Source organism: Thalassospira sp. MCCC 1A03138 (genome assembly GCF_002115785.1).
GTDB lineage: Bacteria > Pseudomonadota > Alphaproteobacteria > Rhodospirillales > Thalassospiraceae > Thalassospira.
In genome coordinates this window covers 125,383-143,982 of record NZ_JFJY01000009.1, presented here as the reverse complement: position 1 = coordinate 143,982, position 18,600 = coordinate 125,383, and the positions used below count along the sequence as shown (strand labels likewise).

The following is an 18,600-nucleotide window of genomic DNA, read 5'->3' as shown; positions in this document are numbered from 1 at the left end:
TCACGTGACATGGATGATGGAGAAGAAATAAAGTTACGTTTATAGTTCGTTTTATGGACTAAAGTTTCGCATGTCGTAGAAGGGCAAACTACGGGATACCGATACATGAATTCGATGACTGAAGTTTAGGGAGGCGACCATGACAAAAACAGCACTGGTAACCGGTGGTACACGCGGAATTGGCAGGGCAATCAGCCTGGCGCTTAAGGACGCGGGCTATACGGTTGCGGCAAACTATGCCGGCAATGACGAAGCCGCGCGCGCCTTCACCGACGAAACCGGCATTGCGACCTTTAAATGGAGTGTCGCGGACGCGGATGCCTGTGCCGATGGCATCCGGCAAGTCGAATCCGAAGTCGGCCCTGTCGATTTCCTGATCAATAATGCCGGTATCACCCGTGATGGCTTCATGCACAAGATGTCCGTCGATCATTGGCAGGCAGTGATCGAAACGAACCTGAGTTCGCTGTTCTATATGACCAAGCCGGTTCTGGATGGCATGCGTGAACGCGGCTTTGGCCGGGTGGTCAATATCTCCTCGATCAATGGTCAGGCCGGTCAGCTTGGTCAGACCAACTATTCCGCGGCCAAGGCCGGGGTGCACGGCTTTACCAAGGCATTGGCACAGGAAGTCGCGCGCAAAGGTATTACGGTCAATACCATCGCGCCGGGTTACATCAATACCGACATGGTTGCCGCGGTTCCCGAAAAGGTTCTTGAAAGCATCATCGCCAAAATCCCGGTTGGCCGGCTGGGCGAGGCCGAGGAAATCGCACAGGCCGTCCTGTTCCTGTGCGGCCCGAATTCCGGCTTCATCACCGGTTCCTGTCTGTCGCTGAATGGCGGACAGCATATGTTCTGATCGCACTGCTTGCGTTCAATCTCACAAAACACCCCGCAGATTGCTGCGGGGTGTTTTGCATTTACAATCACGCTTTCAGAACGTCGTCGGTCGTTACAACCTTGGCAAACGCATCGGCCAGAATGGCCAGTTCGGCACGGTGCAATTCCGCCGCCGGGATAGAGGCGTGATCGGCGGTGGCGGGCAGGTCACGTGTGGTGACCGCATCCCCGGCGATGGTAACCTGCAATCCCTGTTCGTTGGCGGAACGTGCGGTGGTCGACACGCAGACATGGGTCATGAAACCGGCCAGCACCACATGTTTCAAACCGGCCTGATCAATCAGGTCGCGCAAATTGGTACCGCCAAAGGCATTGGGCACATTCTTTGTCAGAACCGGCTCGCCCTCATGGGGTGCAACTTCGTTCATGATCGCGGCATACGGACCTTCGGGATCAAACAATCCCTGTCCGTGATGCTGGATATGGATCAGGGTGCCGTTCTGCGCACGCCAATGGGCGATCAGGCTGGCAATATTGTCCAGTGCCGGTTCAAGCTCTGATAGCTTCAACCGCCCGCTGCGATATTCTTCCTGGGCATCAATCACGATCAATGCTGCATCCCGGACCGATCCGGTCGGCAGTTCAACGCCAAGAATTTCAAAGATGGATTGCGCGCTCATGGTGACTGTCCTTTCAAAGTCATTTGGATGGCCTGATCATGCATCTGCATGTTTGCAGTTTAAATCCGTCAATTTGCAGATATGATCTGCGTATACGCAGAAACCATAACCGGGTGACGATCCATGGATTGGGAAGCCTTGCGGACATTCGCCGTCGTTTGCCGCGCAAATACCATGAGTGCCGCCGCACGCGAACTGGGCGTGAATCAGACGACAATCGCGCGTCGCATTGCCCGGCTTGAAGAAGTCACCGGCTTTCCTGTCCTGCTGCGTCGGGATGGCCAGATGAGCCCGACATTGCGTGCGCAAAGCCTTCTGAAAACCGCAAGGGCGATGGAGGCCGAAGTCAGTACCTTGCTCGAAGCCAATGGCACTCTGTCGGAAAAGGCGGCCCGTCCGGAAATATCGGGTGTTGTTCGCGTTGCCGGGGTGGATGTGATTTTTGAAAACTGCATTGCCCCGCGTCTGGGCGAACTGACATCAAATCATCCGTCCCTTTGCGTCGAACTGATTGGCGGCAACCGCAATCTGAGCCTGCCGCAACGTGAAACCGATATCGCACTGCGCCTTGCCCGACCGCAAACCGGGGCCTTTCACATCCGGAAAATCGGGGTGATGGAATACGGTATTTACGGTCCGGCTGGGATGGATGACCCGACGACTGCACCGTGGGTCGATCTTGACGATGCGTTTGCCGACAAGCCCGAACAGATATGGCTCAACCGCCATTTCCCCAATCGCCACACCATCAGTCGATCCAACCGCGGATCCATCATGGCGACGATGGCATGTTCGGCCAATGCCTTTGCCCTGCTGCCACGATGCCTAGGCGATCGTATCTCGGGGCTGACGCGCAAACCCGATATCGAGCCGGAAGGACGCGAAATCTGGCTTCTGATCCATCAGGACATGCGCCATGTGCCGCGCGTGCGGGTTGTTGCCGAATGGGTGTCTGATGTGCTGATTGGCAATCCGGCTATTAAATCCGTGTGATCCTGCGTTGTTTGTTTGACAGTGCATTGTATTGGTTGTGATTGTTAGAATACTACAACTTATGATATGAGCAGGGGCAGGTCATGGACGCACACAAAAAATACACATCGGCCAACCGTGCCGCATGGGATGCCTCCGCACCATTGCATGAAGCCGGTGAAACCTGGCAAAGACTCTTGGCCGAGGTTGCGAAAGCGGATTTTTCGACATTCGACGAAACCTTGCGGGAAACGCTGGAGGATGTCGGTGTCGAGGGAAAACGCGTCGTGCAGGTGTGCTGCAATAACGGTCGCGAAGTGTTGTCCTTGTCGGCCATGGGCGCAAAAACTGTGCTTGGGATTGATCAATCCGATGCATTTCTCGCGCAAGCCCGGAAGCTGGCGCATCTGTCGGGACGGAAATGTGATTTCCTCTGTGCGGACATCTACGAATTGCCGGAAGATACGCTGGGCGATTTTGATCTTGGTTTGATTACCATCGGCGTTCTGAACTGGATGCCGGATCTGAAACGTTTCTTCGATGCCGTCTCAGGGCTGCTGGCCCGGGATGGGGTGCTCGTTATCTATGAAACGCATCCGTTTCTTGAAATGTTTGATCCGTCTGCTGCTGATCCGTTTTCACCCTCCCAGTCTTATTTTGACCGTGGACCACGCGCGAACGAAGATACCATCACCTATAACGGATCTGATGGCGGGCAGGGGCCGGTTTCATGGTGGTTTTCCTACACGATGGGCGAAATCGTGTCTGCGGCTGTCGCGGCCGGATTAAAGCTGGAATGTCTTAAAGAGTACCCGCATTCAAATCGGGAAACTGAATTTGATATCTATGAAGACAGGAAAGCCCAGATCCCGATGTGCTATACGCTGGTGTTGCGAAAAGAACGGTAATTCCTGTTGATGGCACGATGATCACGCCGCGGTAATCGTGATATCGGCCAGGGCGCTGCTTTTCTGAACGGTATGGGCGTTGGGGATGTCATTATCCGATGCTTTTTGCCGTGCTGCTGGTTCGTCATGGCCATGATCAAGCCACCGTTGCACAAGACGCCTTTCTAGAACCGGAAGCGGTATGTCGATGAACAGGGTCAGGTCGAACAGGCCTGCCAACTGGTTCCAGGGCGACTGGCTGAGCAGCAGATAATTGCCTTCGATCAGAACGATCCGATGGCTACGTGAAACGCATCGGGCCGAGCCGCGCGACAGTTCCAGATTGCGGTCAAACACCGGCACATAAACATCGTCAATGTCGTCGCGAATGGCATCAAGGGTGCGCTTGAAGCCGCCGGTATCAAAGGTTTCCGGCGATCCCTTACGCGGAAGGAGGCCGCGTGCGGAAAGGATGGCATCATCGAAATGATACCCATCCATCGGCACGACAACAGCCCCGGCCTCATCACCCCCCAGATGGTGATGAAGCCGTTCGGACAAGGTTGACTTGCCCGAGGCTGGTGCCCCGGCGATCGCGACAAGGAGGCGACGATCGCCAATACGTTTGTCCCTGATCATCGCGGTCAGGGTCTCGATATCCGGTGTCATCCCGTCATGCCGCCGCCGATATTTCGGGTGGTTCCTTGGCGCCGGTCATGAAGGCAACCGCGTCCGACATGCTGTAATCATCTGGATTGATTGTACACAGGCGTTTGCCCAAACGATGAACATGGATGCGATCCGCGACCTCGAACACATGTGGCATATTGTGCGAAATCAGCACAATCGGCATGCCGCGCGATTTGACATCGGCAATCAGTTCCAGCACCCGGCGGCTTTCCTTGACGCCCAATGCCGCGGTCGGTTCATCCATGATCACGACGCGCGATCCAAAGGCCGCCGCACGGGCAACCGCAACCCCTTGGCGCTGCCCGCCCGAAAGCGTTTCGACCGCCTGATTGATGTTCTGGATGGTCATCAGACCAAGCTCGGAAAGCTTTTCACGCGCAATCCGCTGCATGCCCTTATGGTCCAATGCGCCGAAATACTTGCCCATGAAACCCGGTTTGCGAAGCTCGCGGCCCATGAACATATTGTCCGCAATCGAAAGGGCAGGGGAAAGCGCAAGGTTCTGATAAACCGTCTCGATCCCGGCTTCGCGGGCTTCCATCGGTGATGAAAAACGCACCGGTTTGCCATCAAGCTCGATGGTGCCTTCATCAACCGTGATCGCACCCGAAAGAGCCTTGATCAGCGATGATTTTCCCGCACCGTTATCGCCGATCACCGCAAGGACTTCACCGGGATAAAGGTCAAAATCCGCCTGATCAAGTGCGGTCACCCGGCCATAGCGTTTAACGATACCGCGTGCGCTCAAGACCGGCTTTTTATCCGTGCTCATGACGATACCTTTCTGATCCACTGGTCGATTGCAACGGCGATAATCGTCAGCCAGCCAATCGCAAACACCTGCCAAAGAACATCAACGCCCACAAGTCGCAGCCCGGAATTGAACACGCCAACGATCAATGCCCCGATCAACGGGCCGATGATCGACCCGCGCCCGCCAAACAGCGAAATGCCGCCAATCACAACTGCGGTAATCGACTGCAGGTTTGCTTCCTGAAAACTTTGCGGTGAAACCGAGCCAACACGCCCGATTGATGCCCACGCACCAATGCCACATACAAGCCCGGCAAGGCCATAAACCATGATAAGCGTGCGGTTGGTGCGAATGCCAGAAAGCTCGGCAGCTTCCTTGTCATCACCGATGGCATAAACATGTCGACCCCAACTGGTGTGGTTCAGGATGTACCAAAGGACGGCAAATATGACGAGCATCAGGACCGAGCCATAGGTGATCCGCGCCCCGCCAATCGCAATGCTTTCGCCAAAGAATTTCAAAAGAGGTGCGATTTCATCCAATGTCTGGCTACGGATCGATTGCGCGCCCGAAAGCCAAAGGTTCAGCGCAAAGAAAATATTCCACGTCCCCAGCGTCACGATAAAGGGTGGCAATTTGATCCGGGTGACCAGAAACCCGTTCAGCATCCCGGCCAGAATCCCGCCGACAAACCCGATCAGGATCGCAAGCGGTGCGGGAACGCCAAGCGTGATCGCAAGTTGCCCCATAACGACCGACATCAGCACCATGATCGCACCGACCGAAAGATCAATCCCGGCGGTTAGGATCACAAGGCTTTGTGCGGCGGCCAGAATGCCGATGATCGAAACCTGCTGCACAATCAGCGACAGGTTGAACGGCGAAAAGAACTTCGGTCCCGCCAGTGCACCAAAAATGATAATGGAAATGACAAGGACAATCACCGGCACCATCGTCGGATTGCCATGCAGGAAATGCTGCGTGGCATCCAGAAAGTTCCGGCTTTTATGTTCGAACTGCGCAACCGCCTTGTCGCTGGCGTCAAGCGTCTGTTCGTATTCCTGTTTTGTACGAGATGTGCGAGCAGTTTCGCTCATCGCTTCCTCCCGGCCTGGTCGTGAACATGGGTTGCGAAAAATCATGCGCAACAGTTCATCAAATGCCCCCGCCGGTTCTGGTGACCGGCTTGGATCGGGGGTAGGGGGCTGACCAAGTGTAACCTTTTTGTGGGACAAGAGGGCGGCGTTTATCACCGCCCTCCTCGAATATCAGAACATCACGCGGTGGGCTTAGCCCCAGCAGCGTTTCATGCCTTCATCGATATCAATCGACGGAACGCCCTCTGCCGGATCACCGGTCACAAGGTTAACGCCGGTGTCGTAGAAGTTAAGACCTTCGGAATTGGCTGGTTTTTCACCGCTTTCGGCCCAGGCCTTGATCGCTTCGATCCCCTTATAGGCCATATCAAGCGGATATTGCTGCGATGTTGCGCCAATCACGCCATCCTTGATGTTCAAAACGCCCGGGCAACCGCCATCGACCGATACGATCAGAACGCCGTCTTCCATGCCAAACGATTTCAGCGCCTCATAGGCACCAGCAGCGGCCGGTTCGTTGATGGTATAGACGACATTGATTTCGGAATCCTGCTGCAAAAGGTTTTCCATCGCCTTGCGGCCGCCTTCCTCGTTACCGTTGGTGATGTCATGGCCGACAATACGGGGATCATCTTCATCACCGATTTTGTTCGGATCCTTGATGTCGATCCCGAACCCTTTCATGAAGCCCTGATCGCGCAGCACATCAACCGATGGTGCGCTTGGCGTCAGGTCAAGAAACGCGATTTTTGCTTCCGAGGCTTCATCGCCAAGCTTGGCCGCGGCCCACTGACCAATCAGCTCGCCGGCCTTGAAGTTATCGGTGGCAAAGGTTGCATCGGCCGAGTCAATCGGTTCAAGCGGTGTATCAAGTGCAATCACCAGCAACCCGGCATCGCGCGCCTTTTTGACAACCGGTACAATCGCCTTGGTGTCCGATGCGGTCAGAAGGATGCCCTTCGCACCCGATGCAATGCAGGATTCAATCGCCTGCACCTGGGTTTCATGGTCACCATCGATTTTACCGGCAAAAGTCGAAAGGCTGACACCATTGGCAACAGATGCCGCCTGTGCGCCTTCTTTCATTTTCACGAAGAACGGGTTGATGTCGGTTTTGGTGATAAGGCAGGCACCGATTTCATCGGCTTTGGCTCCGTTGGGTGCAACGGCAAGGCCAAGCGCAAGCGCCCCAAGGGTGGCGCCAACAAGAGTCTTCTTCATCTGTTTCCTCCCAGGAATAACCTGATAATCAGCCCTTTGGGCTGGATTTGTTCATTTTGCGACAGGTGGAACGTATCGTTACGCACGTCTTTTGCGCCTGTCTGTTGCCTACGACACACCAAATGCGCGAAGCTGTCAATTAATAAATCCGATTGATTTATTAATTAATCCTGTCACTCTTATTAGCAATCGGGCAATAAAGGACCCGAGTGGGAGGACAACGGATACCAATGACAGCTTTACTGAATACCAACCCGGATATCACTGGGGATGAGGGGCAGGGAGCGCGTCCGCTTCATCCGGGAGGGGGGGCGAACCAGTTGCGCGTGCGCGCCTATAATGAACGGCTGGTGCTGTCGCTGGTCCGCCGCAATGTCGGATTGTCCAAGGCCGATATCGCCCGTCTTTCCGGCCTGTCCGCCCAAACCGTCTCCGTGATCATGCGCGCCCTTGAAAAGGATGGATTGCTTAAACGTGGCGATCCGGTGCGCGGCAAGGTTGGCAAACCATCAATCCCGATGGCGCTTAACCCGGATGGTGTTTTTTCCTTCGGCCTTAAAATTGGCCGACGCAGTGCCGAACTGATCCTGATGGATTTTGTCGGCACGGTACGGGCCAGCCTGAACGAAGCCTATAAATACCCGACCCCCGATGGAATCCGCAAATTCGTCCGCGCCTCGGTCGAACAATTGTCCGGCGGGTTATCCCCCGCCCAGTGCCAGCGCATCGCCGGGATCGGCATTGCCGCGCCGTTTGAATTATGGAACTGGGTGGAAGAAGTCGGCGCACCACCCGAAGATATGAGCGCCTGGCGCGAAGTCGATCTGATCGATACCATCGGTGAAATCGTACCGTTTCCTGTCTTTCAGCAGAATGACGCGACGGCGGCCTGTGGGGCGGAACTGGTGTTTGGGGCAGGGCCGAATTATTCCGACTTTGCCTATTTCTTTATCGGATCGTTCATCGGTGGCGGTGTGGTGCTCAATCAGGCGCTTTATGCTGGTAAAACCGGTAATGCCGGGGCCTTTGGCTCGATGCCTGTGCCCTCGCGTTCTGGCCATCCCAGCCAGTTGATCGATCAGGCATCCATCTTCGTGCTTGAGGAAATGCTGACCCGCGAAGGCCGCGATCCTGCCTTGTTGTGGAAGGACCCCGATTACTGGCATCAGCTTGGCGCAACCCTTAATCTCTGGATTGATCACACCGCGCGCGGCCTTGCGATTGCCATTACCTCGGTCTGCTCTGTGATCGATTTCGAAGCCGTTATTGTTGATGGCGGCTTCCCCGCCGATGTCTGCGCCAAAATTGTCGATGCCACGCGCAAGGCAACGCTGAAACTTGACCTGCAAGGCATCGCCACCCCGCATATCGAACAGGGTGTCGTCGGCAGTGCCGCCCGCGCCATCGGTGCGGCCAGCCTGCCACTGTTTTCCCGCTACCTTCTTGATCAGAACGTCCTGTTCAAACAGATGCCCTGAGTTCTTTTGGCGCAAGCTTTCCGTTTAGGGTCAACAATGGCGATCCTTTCAGTGACCAGAGCTTTAAACTCCTTGGAACTGAAAGCTGTTTCCAACTATAACAGGGGCTATTGACTTTGGTTTGATAGCCTCTGGGATCGGTTCTTGAAATGACAATAAAAGAAATTACACCTGTTGTGCTTTGCGGAGGTTCCGGAACGCGCTTATGGCCTTTGTCACGCAAGGGTTTCCCCAAGCAATTCATTCCTGTGTATCATGGTAAATCCCTGCTTGAGCTGACCTTCGAACGGTTGTCGTCATTTGGCAATATTTTGGCGTTATCGGGTGAAGAGCACCGTTTCTTTGTCGAAGAAGCTGCTGAAAAATCCAAAGTAAATCTGACGCAAATTCTCGAACCGATCGCAAGGGACACCGCGCCTGCGATGGCGCTTGCCGCCTGTCACGCAAGGCAAGAAAATCCCGAAAGCGTTTTGCTTTTCTGCCCGGCGGATCACTTTATTCCGGATAATGATCTTTTCCGTAAAATGGTGCTCGAAGCGGCAGATTATGCAAAGAGCGGCAATATCGTCACTTTTGGTGTGCGTCCTACGTCACCAAGCACGGCTTACGGATATATCGAAACCGGTGTCGAAGTTGGGCCGGGCATATGGAAATCGGCAAAATTTCTTGAAAAACCCGATCTCGAAACTGCGATGGCCTTTCTGTCTTCGGGAAAGCATCTCTGGAACGCCGGAGTCTTTCTTGTGCGTGCGGATGTCCTGGCTGATGCGATTGCACGCTTTGAGCCTCAGACCTTTGACGCGTGCAGCGACGCTATAGCGTCGGCACAACGAGATGGTCATTTCCTTCGCCCGGGTGGGCAATTCAAAGACGCGATGGCAAAAAGTATCGACTATGCGGTCATGGAACATGCCGAAAATGTTCTTGTCGCACCATTCCAGGGCGTTTGGAGCGACGTTGGCAGTTGGAACGCGATGTCAGACCTGGGGACAAAGTTGCAGAACGGAAACTGTGTTCTGGGTGTTGAAGAAAACGTTCGTATGGTCAACTCGGAAAACACGATTGTTCACGGTACAGACCGTCGCCTGATCGTGACATTGGGGACCAAGGATCTAGTGGTGATTGATACACCAGACGCACTTTTGGTCAGCGCGTCTGCCGAGGTTGAGGCCATCAAAAATGTCGTAGGGGACCTTGCTGCGGAAAATCACGGGCAGGCTCTTGATAATCGTCGGGTTGCACGTCCTTGGGGCGATTATGACAGCATTGATCACAGTGATCGCTATCAGGTCAAACGCATTACCGTAAAACCCGGTGCCCAGCTTTCTTTGCAACGGCACCACCATCGGGCCGAACACTGGATCGTTGTCAAAGGCAGTGCCTTGGTCACCTGTGATGACAAAAAATTCCTGCTGGGCGAAAACCAGTCAACCTATATCCCGGTTGGGGCCGTGCACCGCATGGAAAACCCGGGGAAAATCCCGCTGGAACTGATCGAAGTCCAATCGGGCAGCTATCTTGGCGAAGATGACATTGAACGTCTTGACGACGTTTATGGACGTATCCCCGAATAAGTCCTGAGCAAAGCCTTTTATCGCATGATGACAGCAGCAAGAAATTGCCTTCTGCCGGCAATTTCTTGCTTCATGCCATGATCAGAACTGATCCTTCCGCCCGCGGATTTCGGCAAAAATCTCGGTGGCGGTTGCGCCTTCCATGCCAAGGTCGCTGGCAACCGATGCATGATCGGCGCGCAGGAACGGGTTGGTTGCCAGTTCCTTGTCCATGCGTGATGGAATGGTCGGGATGCCGCGTGCGCGCAGATCGTCAATTTCCGCACAGCGCGCCTTAAGCGCCACATTGCCGGTTTCAATCGTTGCGGCAAACCGGGCATTGGACTGGGTATATTCATGCCCGCAATACACCAGCGTCTCGCCGGGAAGGTTGCGAAATTTTTGCAGGGACTGCCACATCTGGGCTGGCGTTCCTTCAAACAACCGCCCGCAACCCAATGCAAACAGGCTGTCACCGGAAAACAGGGCCGATACCGCCGGAAAATAAAACGCAATATGGCCGCTGGTATGGCCCGGCACGTCAAAGACCTGCCCGGAAAGCGCACCAATCGTCACCTCATCCCCCTCGGCGACCGTCTGATCCATGCCGGGAATGCGCATGGTTTCGGCCTTGGGGCCAATCAGTTTCGCGCCATATCTGGTGATCAGTTCTGCATTGCCGCCGATATGGTCATTGTGATGATGGGTATTGATCACGATATCAAGCGACCAGCCGCGATCTTCAAGCGCGCTTATCACCGGGTCGGCCTCGCCCGGATCGACAATCGCGGTTGTTCCTGTTTCATGGCAGCGCACAAGATAGGTGTAATTATCGGAAAGGCACGGAATGACAAAGACATCGCCTGCGGACATGGCCGACCTCGCGTGTGTGAATGGAATATGCGCCAAGCCTATCAGCTTGCGGCTTCTTAAAACAATCACGCATCATGCAAAGTTTTTGCGCTTCAATCAAAAACCGGAACACCCGGGCCGGGCCGATTAATTTGTTCCCGCCCGTATCACTCGATGCTAGGCTGCTTTTCATGCGTCAGGATGTTGTTGATCTTCACCGTTTTTATGCCGGAAGCCTCGGGCAGGCCGCTCGCCGCCTGATCCGTCGCCGCTTGCGCGTGATGTGGTCGGATGTCCGGGGCATGCGCGTGCTGGGTTTTGGCTATGCCACGCCCTATCTGCGTCCCTTCATGGGCGAGGCAGAACGTGTGCTGGCCTTCATGCCCGGCCAGCAGGGCTGCGTGCCGTGGCCCGCGGGCGATCCCAATCATGTCGCCCTGACCGAAGAAACCATGCTGCCGCTGCCCGATAGCTCGGTCGACCGCATCCTGCTGGTGCATCTGGTCGAACATTCCGATTCTATGCGCCGCCTGATGCGCGAATGCTGGCGGGTATTGACCCCCAACGGCCGGATCGTGGTGGTCACACCCAACCGAAGCTCGCTCTGGTCCTGGTCGGAAAATACGCCCTTTGGCTTTGGCCATCCCTATAGCGTGTCACAGCTTCAGAACCTGATGCGCGAAAACATGTTCCTGCCCGTGCAGCACAGCCGCGCCCTTTTCCTGCCCCCGACCCAAAGCCGGTTTCTGCTACGCTGGTCGCAGGCATTCGAAAATGTCGGATCACGTCTGTTCAAGGCCTTTGCGGGGGTTTCGATTGTCGAAGCCGGCAAACAGCTTTACGCCAGCACCGGCACCCCGGCGCGCAAACGCAGGCTGGTACATATCCCTGTGACTGTTCCGCCCCTGCGCCCGGCGGACGGTAATCATTCGAGTGGCAACCATTCCAGCGGAAATCACGCTGACATTGAGTGCGAAACCGCGTTGACCTGTGCCGAACCTCTGCCCGCCAACCCCAAATCCTGATCACAGGCGGCAGTTTCGTGCGACGACGCTTTGCGATGCGCCAACAAATAAGGCCGCCGGTTTCCCGGCGGCCTTTGATTTTTGGCGATATCGCGAACGCTTAATGTTCGATATCGCGCCAGATTTTGCGTTTCACCGCATAGAGCATCGCGGTCAGAACGATCAGGAACAGCAGAACTTTCATACCCATTGATTTGCGGGCTTCAAGTTCCGGCTGTGCCGTCCAGTTCAGGAACGCAACCACGTCATGCGCGTGCTGTTCCATGGTCATCGGGGTGCCATCGGTGTACTCGACCGCTTCATCATAAAGCGGCGGTGCCATCGAAATCTGATGACCCGGGAAGTAGTGGTTGTAATACTTGCCTTCCGCAAGGTCGAAGCCCTCAGGTGCTTCTTCCTCGTAACCGGTCAGCAGGGCAAAAACATAATCCGGCCCATGCAGGCGTGCCTTCGCCATCAATGACAGATCAGGCGGAATCGCACCCCCGTTTGACGCAGCGGCTGCCTTGTCATTTGGGAAGGGTGACGGGAAATAATCCGACGCAATACCCGGACGGGTGAACATGTCACCATCATCGTTCGGGCCGTCTTCAATATCGTATTCCGCTGCAATTGCCTTGATCTGGTCTTCGTTGAAACCAATGCCTTCCAGATTACGGAACGCAATGAAACGAAGGCTGTGGCAACCGGCACAGATGCCTTTATAGACTTGGAAACCACGCTGAAGCTGCGCACGGTCATAGGTGCCAAAAAGCCCCTGCCAGCTCCATTCCTGTGCTTCCGGAACCGGAGCGTTGCCTGCGGCCTTTGCCGAAGTGCCGGCAAAGGCGGATAGTGCGAATGCCGCAGCAATGGCGGTCAATGCAAACTTACGCATTTGCGCCTCCCTTGAGTACGGATTCGCTGATGCTGGCCGGAAGCGGTTTAGGCCGTTCCAGTTTGCCCACAATCGGCATCACCAGAAGGAAATGCGCGAAGTAGTAAAGCGTTGCCAGCTGGCCAACGGTGATCACTTTAAGCCCTTCGATCCCCATGAAGTAGTCATCCGGGGCCTTCTTGCCGCAATATCCAAGGATAAAGCAGTCAATGAACAGGATCAGGAAGAACCACTTGTAAACCGGGCGGAACTTTGAGCTGCGCACCTTCGAGGTATCAAGCCACGGAATGACGAACAGAACGATGATGGATGCAAACATCGCAAGCACGCCAAGCAGCTTTGCCGGAATGCCAAACACCGTGAAGTCGATCGATCGCAGGATCGCATAGAACGGCAGGAAGTACCATTCCGGCACGATATGCGGCGGGGTCACCAGCGGGTTTGCCGGGATATAGTTATCCGGCTCGCCAAAGAAGTCCGGTGCAAAGAACACGAAGAACAGGAAGAAGATCAGGAACACGCCCATACCGAACAGATCCTTGATCGTATAGTACGGGTGGAATGCGATCGCATCCTGTGGTGTCTTGATTTCAACGCCGGTCGGGTTGTTCGACCGTACGGTGTGCAGGGCCCAGACATGCAGGACCACAAGGCCAAGGATCACGAACGGCATCAGGTAATGCAGCGAGAAGAACCGGTTGAGCGTCGGGTTATCAACCGAGAAGCCGCCCCAAAGCCATGTCACCAACGGATCGCCAATGATCGGGAAGGCCGAGAACAGGTTGGTAATAACCGTCGCCCCCCAGAATGACATCTGGCCCCACGGCAGGACATAGCCCATGAACGCGGTCGCCATCATCGCCAGAAGGATCAGGATACCGATCCACCACAGCATTTCACGCGGTGCTTTGTAAGACCCGTAATACAGGCCACGGAAAATATGGATATAGACGCAGATGAAGAACATCGATGCGCCGTTCATATGGATATAGCGGATCAGCCAGCCATAGTTCACATCACGCATGATGCGCTCGACCGACCAGAACGCCATATCGGCATGCGGGGTATAGTTCATCACCAGGAAAATCCCGGAGAGAATCATCGTCACCAGAACAAAACCGGCCAGCGAACCGAAGTTCCACATATAGGACAGGTTTTTCGGGGTCGGATATTCATAAGCGGAGTGATGCAACATGGAGAAGACCGGAAGACGGTCATCGACCCATTTCACTACCTTGTTATTCCAAACGGGTGCACTCATCTACCTGCTCCTTAGCCGATCTGAACCGACGTGTCGGTGAGGAAGGTGTAGGTCGGCACGACAAGGTTCAGCGGTGCCGGACCTTTGCGGATACGACCGGACGTGTCGTAGTGCGACCCGTGGCACGGACAATACCATCCGTCATAATCACCGCGTGTCTCACCGGTTGCCGTGCCCATCGGAATGCAACCCAGATGGGTGCAGACACCGACCACGATCAGCCATTCCTTTTTCTGGACACGGGCTTCATCGGATTGCGGATCGACCAGCTCGTTCAAGGAAACCTCTTCGGCTTCATTGATTTCACGTTCGGTACGGTGGCGGATGAATACGGGTTTACCGCGCCACATGACCTTGACGGCCTGACCGACCGGAATATTTGACAGGTTAACTTCGACCGAGGCCAGCGCAAGAACGTCCTTGGACGGGTTCATGCTGTCCACGAACGGCCACAGCGCCATGCCGGTGCCAACAACACCGACTGCCGTGGTCGCCAGGGTCAGAAAATCCCTGCGGTTCTCGTCCGGAGTGTGGTCCCCGGATGATTGCACCGTTTGCGACATAATGTATTCCTCTTTCTGCCCCCAAAACAGGCATGCGGAATGCCCAACTGCACACTTAGGGCAAAGACCTTTAATTTCCATTGATGGAAATCAAACAATGCTTTTGCCCCAAAGCCTTCAGGCCTGAAACCGGGTTCGTATACTAACAAAAAGGGGGTTTGTTAAGGGGAACTTGGAGTTGCAAATTGTTCGCATTCGATTTGCCTATTTGGTTTTGCGCTGCACAATCGAAGCGAACGTAGCGTTTTCTAACAGACTGGCGTATTTGCAACCAAGTGGTTATATCCATCTTTCGCCTTATTCCAAATAAGTCTAATGGCGATATATCGGCGTAATTTTGTAAGGTTTTGCGTCCGGATTTCAGGTCGAAAATGTTACGAGTCTATAGAGCTTTATGAGAATCTGTCTGTTCGAACCCGACATTCCCCAAAACACCGGCACAATCCTGCGCATGGCGGCATGTCTCGGGGTTACCGTCGACATTATCGAACCTTGCGGTTTCCTTCTGACCTCGGCGGCGCTAAAGCGTGCGGGGATGGATTATCTGGGGGCTGCGGATTATACACGCCATGCCGATTGGCGCGGCTTTGTGCAGGCGCGTAATGATGGAACCGTTCCCGGACGTCTGGTATTGCTGACGACCAAGGGGGCGGTGCCCTATTGCGATTTTGATTATCGACCCGATGATATTCTGATGCTGGGCTCCGAAAGCAGTGGCGTACCCGATCAGGTGCATGATTATGTCGATGCCCGCGTCGTTATTCCGCTCAAACCCGGAATGCGGTCGCTTAACGTCGCGATGGCAACGGCCATGACCCTGGGCGAAGCCCTGCGCCAAACCAACAGCTTTCCGGAGAGGCCCGATGACCAGCACCGATAACGATCTGATCGCCCAAAAGATCGAAGGGCACAAGGAAACGGCGCGGAACTGGTTCCGCCAGTTGCGTGACGAAATCTGTGCCAGCTTCGAGGCGCTTGAAGACAGCTATGCCGGACCGCTTGCCGATCGTCCCGCCGGGCGGTTTGAACGCAAAAGCTGGGAACGCGGCAAAGATCAGAATGGCGAAGGGCAGGGCGGCGGTGAAATGTCGGTCATGAAGGGCCGCGTTTTTGAAAAGGTAGGCGTCAATATCTCGACCGTATATGGCGAATTTTCCGAAAAATTCCGCGCTGAAATCCCCGGTGCGGCCGAAAACCCGAATTTCTGGGCGGCGGGCATTTCACTGGTGGCCCATCCCTGTTCGCCCCATGTCCCGGCGGTGCATATGAATACCCGTCATATCGTTACCACCAAGGCGTGGTTTGGCGGTGGGGCCGACCTGACCCCGGTTTTCCCCAAGGATGCCGACACCGCCGATTTTCACGGCGCCTTAAAGGCCGCCTGTGACGCGCATGGCGATGATTATTACGACCGGTTCAAAAAATGGTGCGATGAATATTTCTTCCTGCCGCACCGCAACGAACCGCGCGGAGTGGGCGGGATTTTCTATGATTATCTTGATGCCGACTGGGATGCGGATTTTGCCTTCACACAGGATGTCGGGCGCGCCTTTCGCGATATCTATCCCGAACTGGTCAAACGCCATTACAACAAACCCTGGTCTGATGACGAACGCCGCGCCCAATTGATCAAGCGCGGACGCTATGTCGAATTCAACCTGCTCCATGATCGCGGCACGCGCTTTGGTCTCATGACCGGCGGCAATACCGAGGCGATCCTGATGTCCCTGCCGCCCGAGGCCAACTGGCCTTAAGCCCGAGGGGCTTGTCACTGTGATGAAACGGTCGGATGATCCTTATCGACCGATTCTGCTGTCGCGTTCAATGTGTGCCAGTCCTGAACATCGGGACGGGTGACGCCGTAATTCATCAGGCAAAGACGTATGAAGCCGTTGTCGCGCAAAGTTTTGATGCCGCGGTTCAGGGCCTCGACCACCCTGCCGGCATCTTTCAGTTTTTGCGAAACCATGAAATGCTGCGTTTCGGGCAGGGATATCTTGATACCGGGAATGGGGTAAAGCCATATGCCATCGACTTCCCTGCCCATATCCGGTCGGGATGAAAATTCAAGCAATGTGAAATCGGCACGCCCGGCATTTATGATCGAAAACACCTGTTTGATTGTCGCTGCGTTGGTCAGGCTGGCCGGGGGCAGACTTTCAAGAACCTGCCAGTCCAGCCGCCAGTTGCGGATGCCCACCGCCCGGAGTGTGTGAATATCTGGCAGGGCGTTATCTGCATGACCATCCATAAACCCACGCGGAACATAAAGGCCTTTCTCGATCTCCCCTGCCATTAAAAATGGCTCCGTCTCAAGCAGGTCGCCATTTCCGGAAATGTTGAAGGCCCAGTCTGTTTTGATGTCGGCCATCCCCGATGCAATCATTTTCCGGCTGCGCTCGGAATTGGGCGATATGACCGGCTGGATGTCGGCCTCGATACCGCCCGCATGCATGGCTTCGCGCAGCAGGGTATAGTTCATCAGCGAAAGGTTCGATTGATTGTTTTCGCGGCATTTTCGGCAATCATCAGATTGACTGCGAATGCATGCTTCCACGCCATCAATATCCGCCTGCCTCACCGGTATTCGGATGATCCGGTCCTGCTTCAGGGGCGCCGTACTGGCGCTGGTGGTGAAAAGCATAAGCGACGCGGCGATTGTCATCACAGATTGCATGATCCGCATGACGTTCCTCATTCACATTTATTCTTATGTGCTTTCTGTTTTACCGCAGGAGAAAGTAAAAAACTATCCAAAAGTATTAGATTTAAGGGGCGCTTTTCAATCGGCATGTCAGCGCCTCAGGTTTCGTTGATCAGCCAATCCAAAAGGGCGGCGGTTGTGCCGTGGGCCGACGGGCTTGGCACCAGCCAGTATCCCCGATCATGGCGGCTGATTTCGGGGCCTACCTGTATCAGGCTGCCCTGCGCCAGATGATGATCGACAAGCCCGATCCAGCCCAGTGCCAGTCCCTGTTCGGCAAGGGCTGCCTGAATGACAAAGCCGTATGTGTTCAGGCCCAGATCGCCCTGCGCGGGTTCGCGAGCAACCCCATGTGCTGACAGCCACGTCGCCCATGTTAGCCAGCGGGCTTTTTCCGAGGTTTCAAGATGCAGCAACGGCACATTGGCAAACTGCGCCGGATCGTCGAACGGGCCATATCGTTCAAGGAAACCGGGTGCACAGACCGGCACCACGCGTTCGGGGATCAGAAGCCGTGCGCTTGGCGGAAAATCGCCCATGGCGCCGAACACCATCGCCGCATCGGTATCACGTTCTAGTTCGTCCTCAAGACTTTGCGACGCCACGATATGCACTTCGGCCTTGGGATGCAGGCGGCGGAAATCCGCCACGCGCGGCATCAGCCAGAAGGCGGCAAAACCATAATCGGTAAAAATCCGGATCGCCGGATCGCGCTCCTTGCGCAACGTTTCCTGTGCCGCGTCATCGATGCGTTCCACACTTGCCCGCACGGCCCGAAACAGAACCTCGCCCGCTTCGGTCAACCGGCTGCCGCCCTGTGATCGGTGAAAAAGCGATAGGCCAAGCTGCTCCTCCACCCGCCGGATCTGATAGGTCACGGCGGGCTGTGTCAGGCCAAGTTCCTGTGCGGCGCGTGTCAGGCTGCCCAGTCTGCCAACCGCGTCAAAAGTCCGAAGCCATCCAAGGTCAAGATGTCGCTGAAGCATAAAGAATCTTTATAATATTGATTAAAAAACACCGGCTTTCGCCATGGATCGATTTGTGAATTTAATGGAGCATATCAGATCAGCATCAAAAAGAATAAGGGGAGCTTCGCCAATATGTCGCACCACTTTCTTTCCATCGCGCGCCGTTTTGCGGTGC

Annotated in this window: 19 protein-coding genes; 8 read left to right on the top strand and 11 right to left on the bottom strand. The window is 55.1% G+C overall.

What is annotated here, in order from left to right; all coding sequences use genetic code 11:
* Positions 1-139: 139 nt before the first annotated feature.
* A complete protein-coding gene (gene phbB, locus TH468_RS17695) occupies positions 140-862 on the top strand; it encodes an acetoacetyl-CoA reductase (protein ID WP_062960837.1) in 723 nt (240 codons plus the stop codon).
* Between the two features lie 67 nt (positions 863-929).
* Here phbB and TH468_RS17690 read toward each other — a convergent pair whose 3' ends face one another.
* Positions 930-1,523 (bottom strand): cysteine hydrolase family protein, encoded by a 594-nt coding sequence (locus TH468_RS17690; RefSeq protein WP_085645882.1) that lies wholly within the window; start codon positions 1,521-1,523, stop codon positions 930-932.
* Positions 1,524-1,646: 123 nt separating this feature from the next.
* Here TH468_RS17690 and TH468_RS17685 point away from each other — a divergent pair, with 123 nt between their 5' ends.
* Positions 1,647-2,516 carry a LysR family transcriptional regulator gene (locus TH468_RS17685; RefSeq protein ID WP_085645881.1) on the top strand — a complete coding sequence of 290 codons (870 nt, stop codon included), beginning with the start codon at positions 1,647-1,649 and terminating at the stop codon, positions 2,514-2,516.
* A gap of 83 nt (positions 2,517-2,599) precedes the next feature.
* The gene (locus tag TH468_RS17680) at positions 2,600-3,403 is read left to right on the top strand and encodes a bifunctional 2-polyprenyl-6-hydroxyphenol methylase/3-demethylubiquinol 3-O-methyltransferase UbiG (protein ID WP_085645880.1); all 804 of its coding nucleotides are present in this window, start codon (positions 2,600-2,602) and stop codon (positions 3,401-3,403) included.
* 21 nt (positions 3,404-3,424) lie between these two features.
* On the opposite strand, the gene TH468_RS17675 is transcribed toward TH468_RS17680, so the two are convergent.
* From TH468_RS17675 to TH468_RS17660, 4 genes are all read right to left on the bottom strand, one after another.
* Positions 3,425-4,051, bottom strand: coding sequence for a nucleoside triphosphate hydrolase (locus tag TH468_RS17675; RefSeq protein ID WP_085645879.1), 627 nt, complete (start codon positions 4,049-4,051; stop codon positions 3,425-3,427).
* A gap of 4 nt (positions 4,052-4,055) precedes the next feature.
* A complete protein-coding gene (locus TH468_RS17670; protein ID WP_062948091.1) occupies positions 4,056-4,844 on the bottom strand; it encodes an ATP-binding cassette domain-containing protein in 789 nt (262 codons plus the stop codon).
* Positions 4,841-5,923, bottom strand: a complete 1,083-nt coding sequence (locus tag TH468_RS17665) for an ABC transporter permease (protein WP_085645878.1) — start codon at positions 5,921-5,923, stop codon at positions 4,841-4,843. Before TH468_RS17665 ends, TH468_RS17670 begins: the two co-directional genes overlap by 4 nt.
* A 192-nt stretch (positions 5,924-6,115) precedes the next feature.
* Positions 6,116-7,144 (bottom strand): sugar ABC transporter substrate-binding protein, encoded by a 1,029-nt coding sequence (locus TH468_RS17660; RefSeq protein ID WP_085645877.1) that lies wholly within the window; start codon positions 7,142-7,144, stop codon positions 6,116-6,118.
* Between the two features lie 230 nt (positions 7,145-7,374).
* On the opposite strand from TH468_RS17660, the gene TH468_RS17655 reads away from it, so the two are divergent.
* The gene (locus TH468_RS17655; RefSeq protein ID WP_139834753.1) at positions 7,375-8,622 is read left to right on the top strand and encodes an ROK family transcriptional regulator; all 1,248 of its coding nucleotides are present in this window, start codon (positions 7,375-7,377) and stop codon (positions 8,620-8,622) included.
* 149 nt (positions 8,623-8,771) lie between these two features.
* Positions 8,772-10,196 carry a mannose-1-phosphate guanylyltransferase/mannose-6-phosphate isomerase gene (locus TH468_RS17650; protein WP_168177175.1) on the top strand — a complete coding sequence of 475 codons (1,425 nt, stop codon included), beginning with the start codon at positions 8,772-8,774 and terminating at the stop codon, positions 10,194-10,196.
* An 81-nt stretch (positions 10,197-10,277) separates the two neighbouring features.
* Here the strand turns inward: TH468_RS17650 and gloB are convergent, their stop codons facing one another.
* Positions 10,278-11,048 (bottom strand): hydroxyacylglutathione hydrolase, encoded by a 771-nt coding sequence (gene gloB, locus TH468_RS17645; protein ID WP_085645876.1) that lies wholly within the window; start codon positions 11,046-11,048, stop codon positions 10,278-10,280.
* 170 nt (positions 11,049-11,218) lie between these two features.
* On the opposite strand from gloB, the gene TH468_RS17640 reads away from it, so the two are divergent.
* Positions 11,219-12,052, top strand: coding sequence for a class I SAM-dependent methyltransferase (locus TH468_RS17640; RefSeq protein WP_085645875.1), 834 nt, complete (start codon positions 11,219-11,221; stop codon positions 12,050-12,052).
* A 100-nt stretch (positions 12,053-12,152) separates the two neighbouring features.
* Here the strand turns inward: TH468_RS17640 and TH468_RS17635 are convergent, their stop codons facing one another.
* From TH468_RS17635 to petA, 3 genes are read right to left on the bottom strand one after another with little or no spacing between them, the layout of a single operon-like run.
* Positions 12,153-12,929, bottom strand: a complete 777-nt coding sequence (locus tag TH468_RS17635; protein WP_085645874.1) for a cytochrome c1 — start codon at positions 12,927-12,929, stop codon at positions 12,153-12,155.
* Positions 12,922-14,190: a cytochrome b N-terminal domain-containing protein gene (locus tag TH468_RS17630; RefSeq protein ID WP_085645873.1), complete on the bottom strand. Its 1,269-nt coding sequence runs from the start codon at positions 14,188-14,190 to the stop codon at positions 12,922-12,924. Before TH468_RS17630 ends, TH468_RS17635 begins: the two co-directional genes overlap by 8 nt.
* 11 nt (positions 14,191-14,201) lie before the next feature.
* Positions 14,202-14,753, bottom strand: coding sequence for a ubiquinol-cytochrome c reductase iron-sulfur subunit (petA, locus tag TH468_RS17625; RefSeq protein WP_007090111.1), 552 nt, complete (start codon positions 14,751-14,753; stop codon positions 14,202-14,204).
* 394 nt (positions 14,754-15,147) lie between these two features.
* Between petA and TH468_RS17620 the strand changes: the two genes are divergently transcribed.
* Together TH468_RS17620 and hemF are read left to right on the top strand one after the other, a co-directional pair.
* Complete coding sequence (locus TH468_RS17620; RefSeq protein WP_085645872.1) at positions 15,148-15,633, top strand: tRNA (cytidine(34)-2'-O)-methyltransferase; 486 nt, start codon at positions 15,148-15,150, stop codon at positions 15,631-15,633.
* Positions 15,617-16,507 carry an oxygen-dependent coproporphyrinogen oxidase gene (gene hemF / locus TH468_RS17615; protein ID WP_085645871.1) on the top strand — a complete coding sequence of 297 codons (891 nt, stop codon included), beginning with the start codon at positions 15,617-15,619 and terminating at the stop codon, positions 16,505-16,507. Before TH468_RS17620 ends, hemF begins: the two co-directional genes overlap by 17 nt.
* A gap of 14 nt (positions 16,508-16,521) precedes the next feature.
* On the opposite strand, the gene TH468_RS17610 is transcribed toward hemF, so the two are convergent.
* Positions 16,522-17,439, bottom strand: a complete 918-nt coding sequence (locus TH468_RS17610) for a hypothetical protein (RefSeq protein ID WP_085645870.1) — start codon at positions 17,437-17,439, stop codon at positions 16,522-16,524.
* 116 nt (positions 17,440-17,555) lie between these two features.
* Positions 17,556-18,443, bottom strand: coding sequence for a LysR substrate-binding domain-containing protein (locus TH468_RS17605; RefSeq protein ID WP_085645869.1), 888 nt, complete (start codon positions 18,441-18,443; stop codon positions 17,556-17,558).
* Between the last annotated feature and the right edge of the window lie 157 nt (positions 18,444-18,600).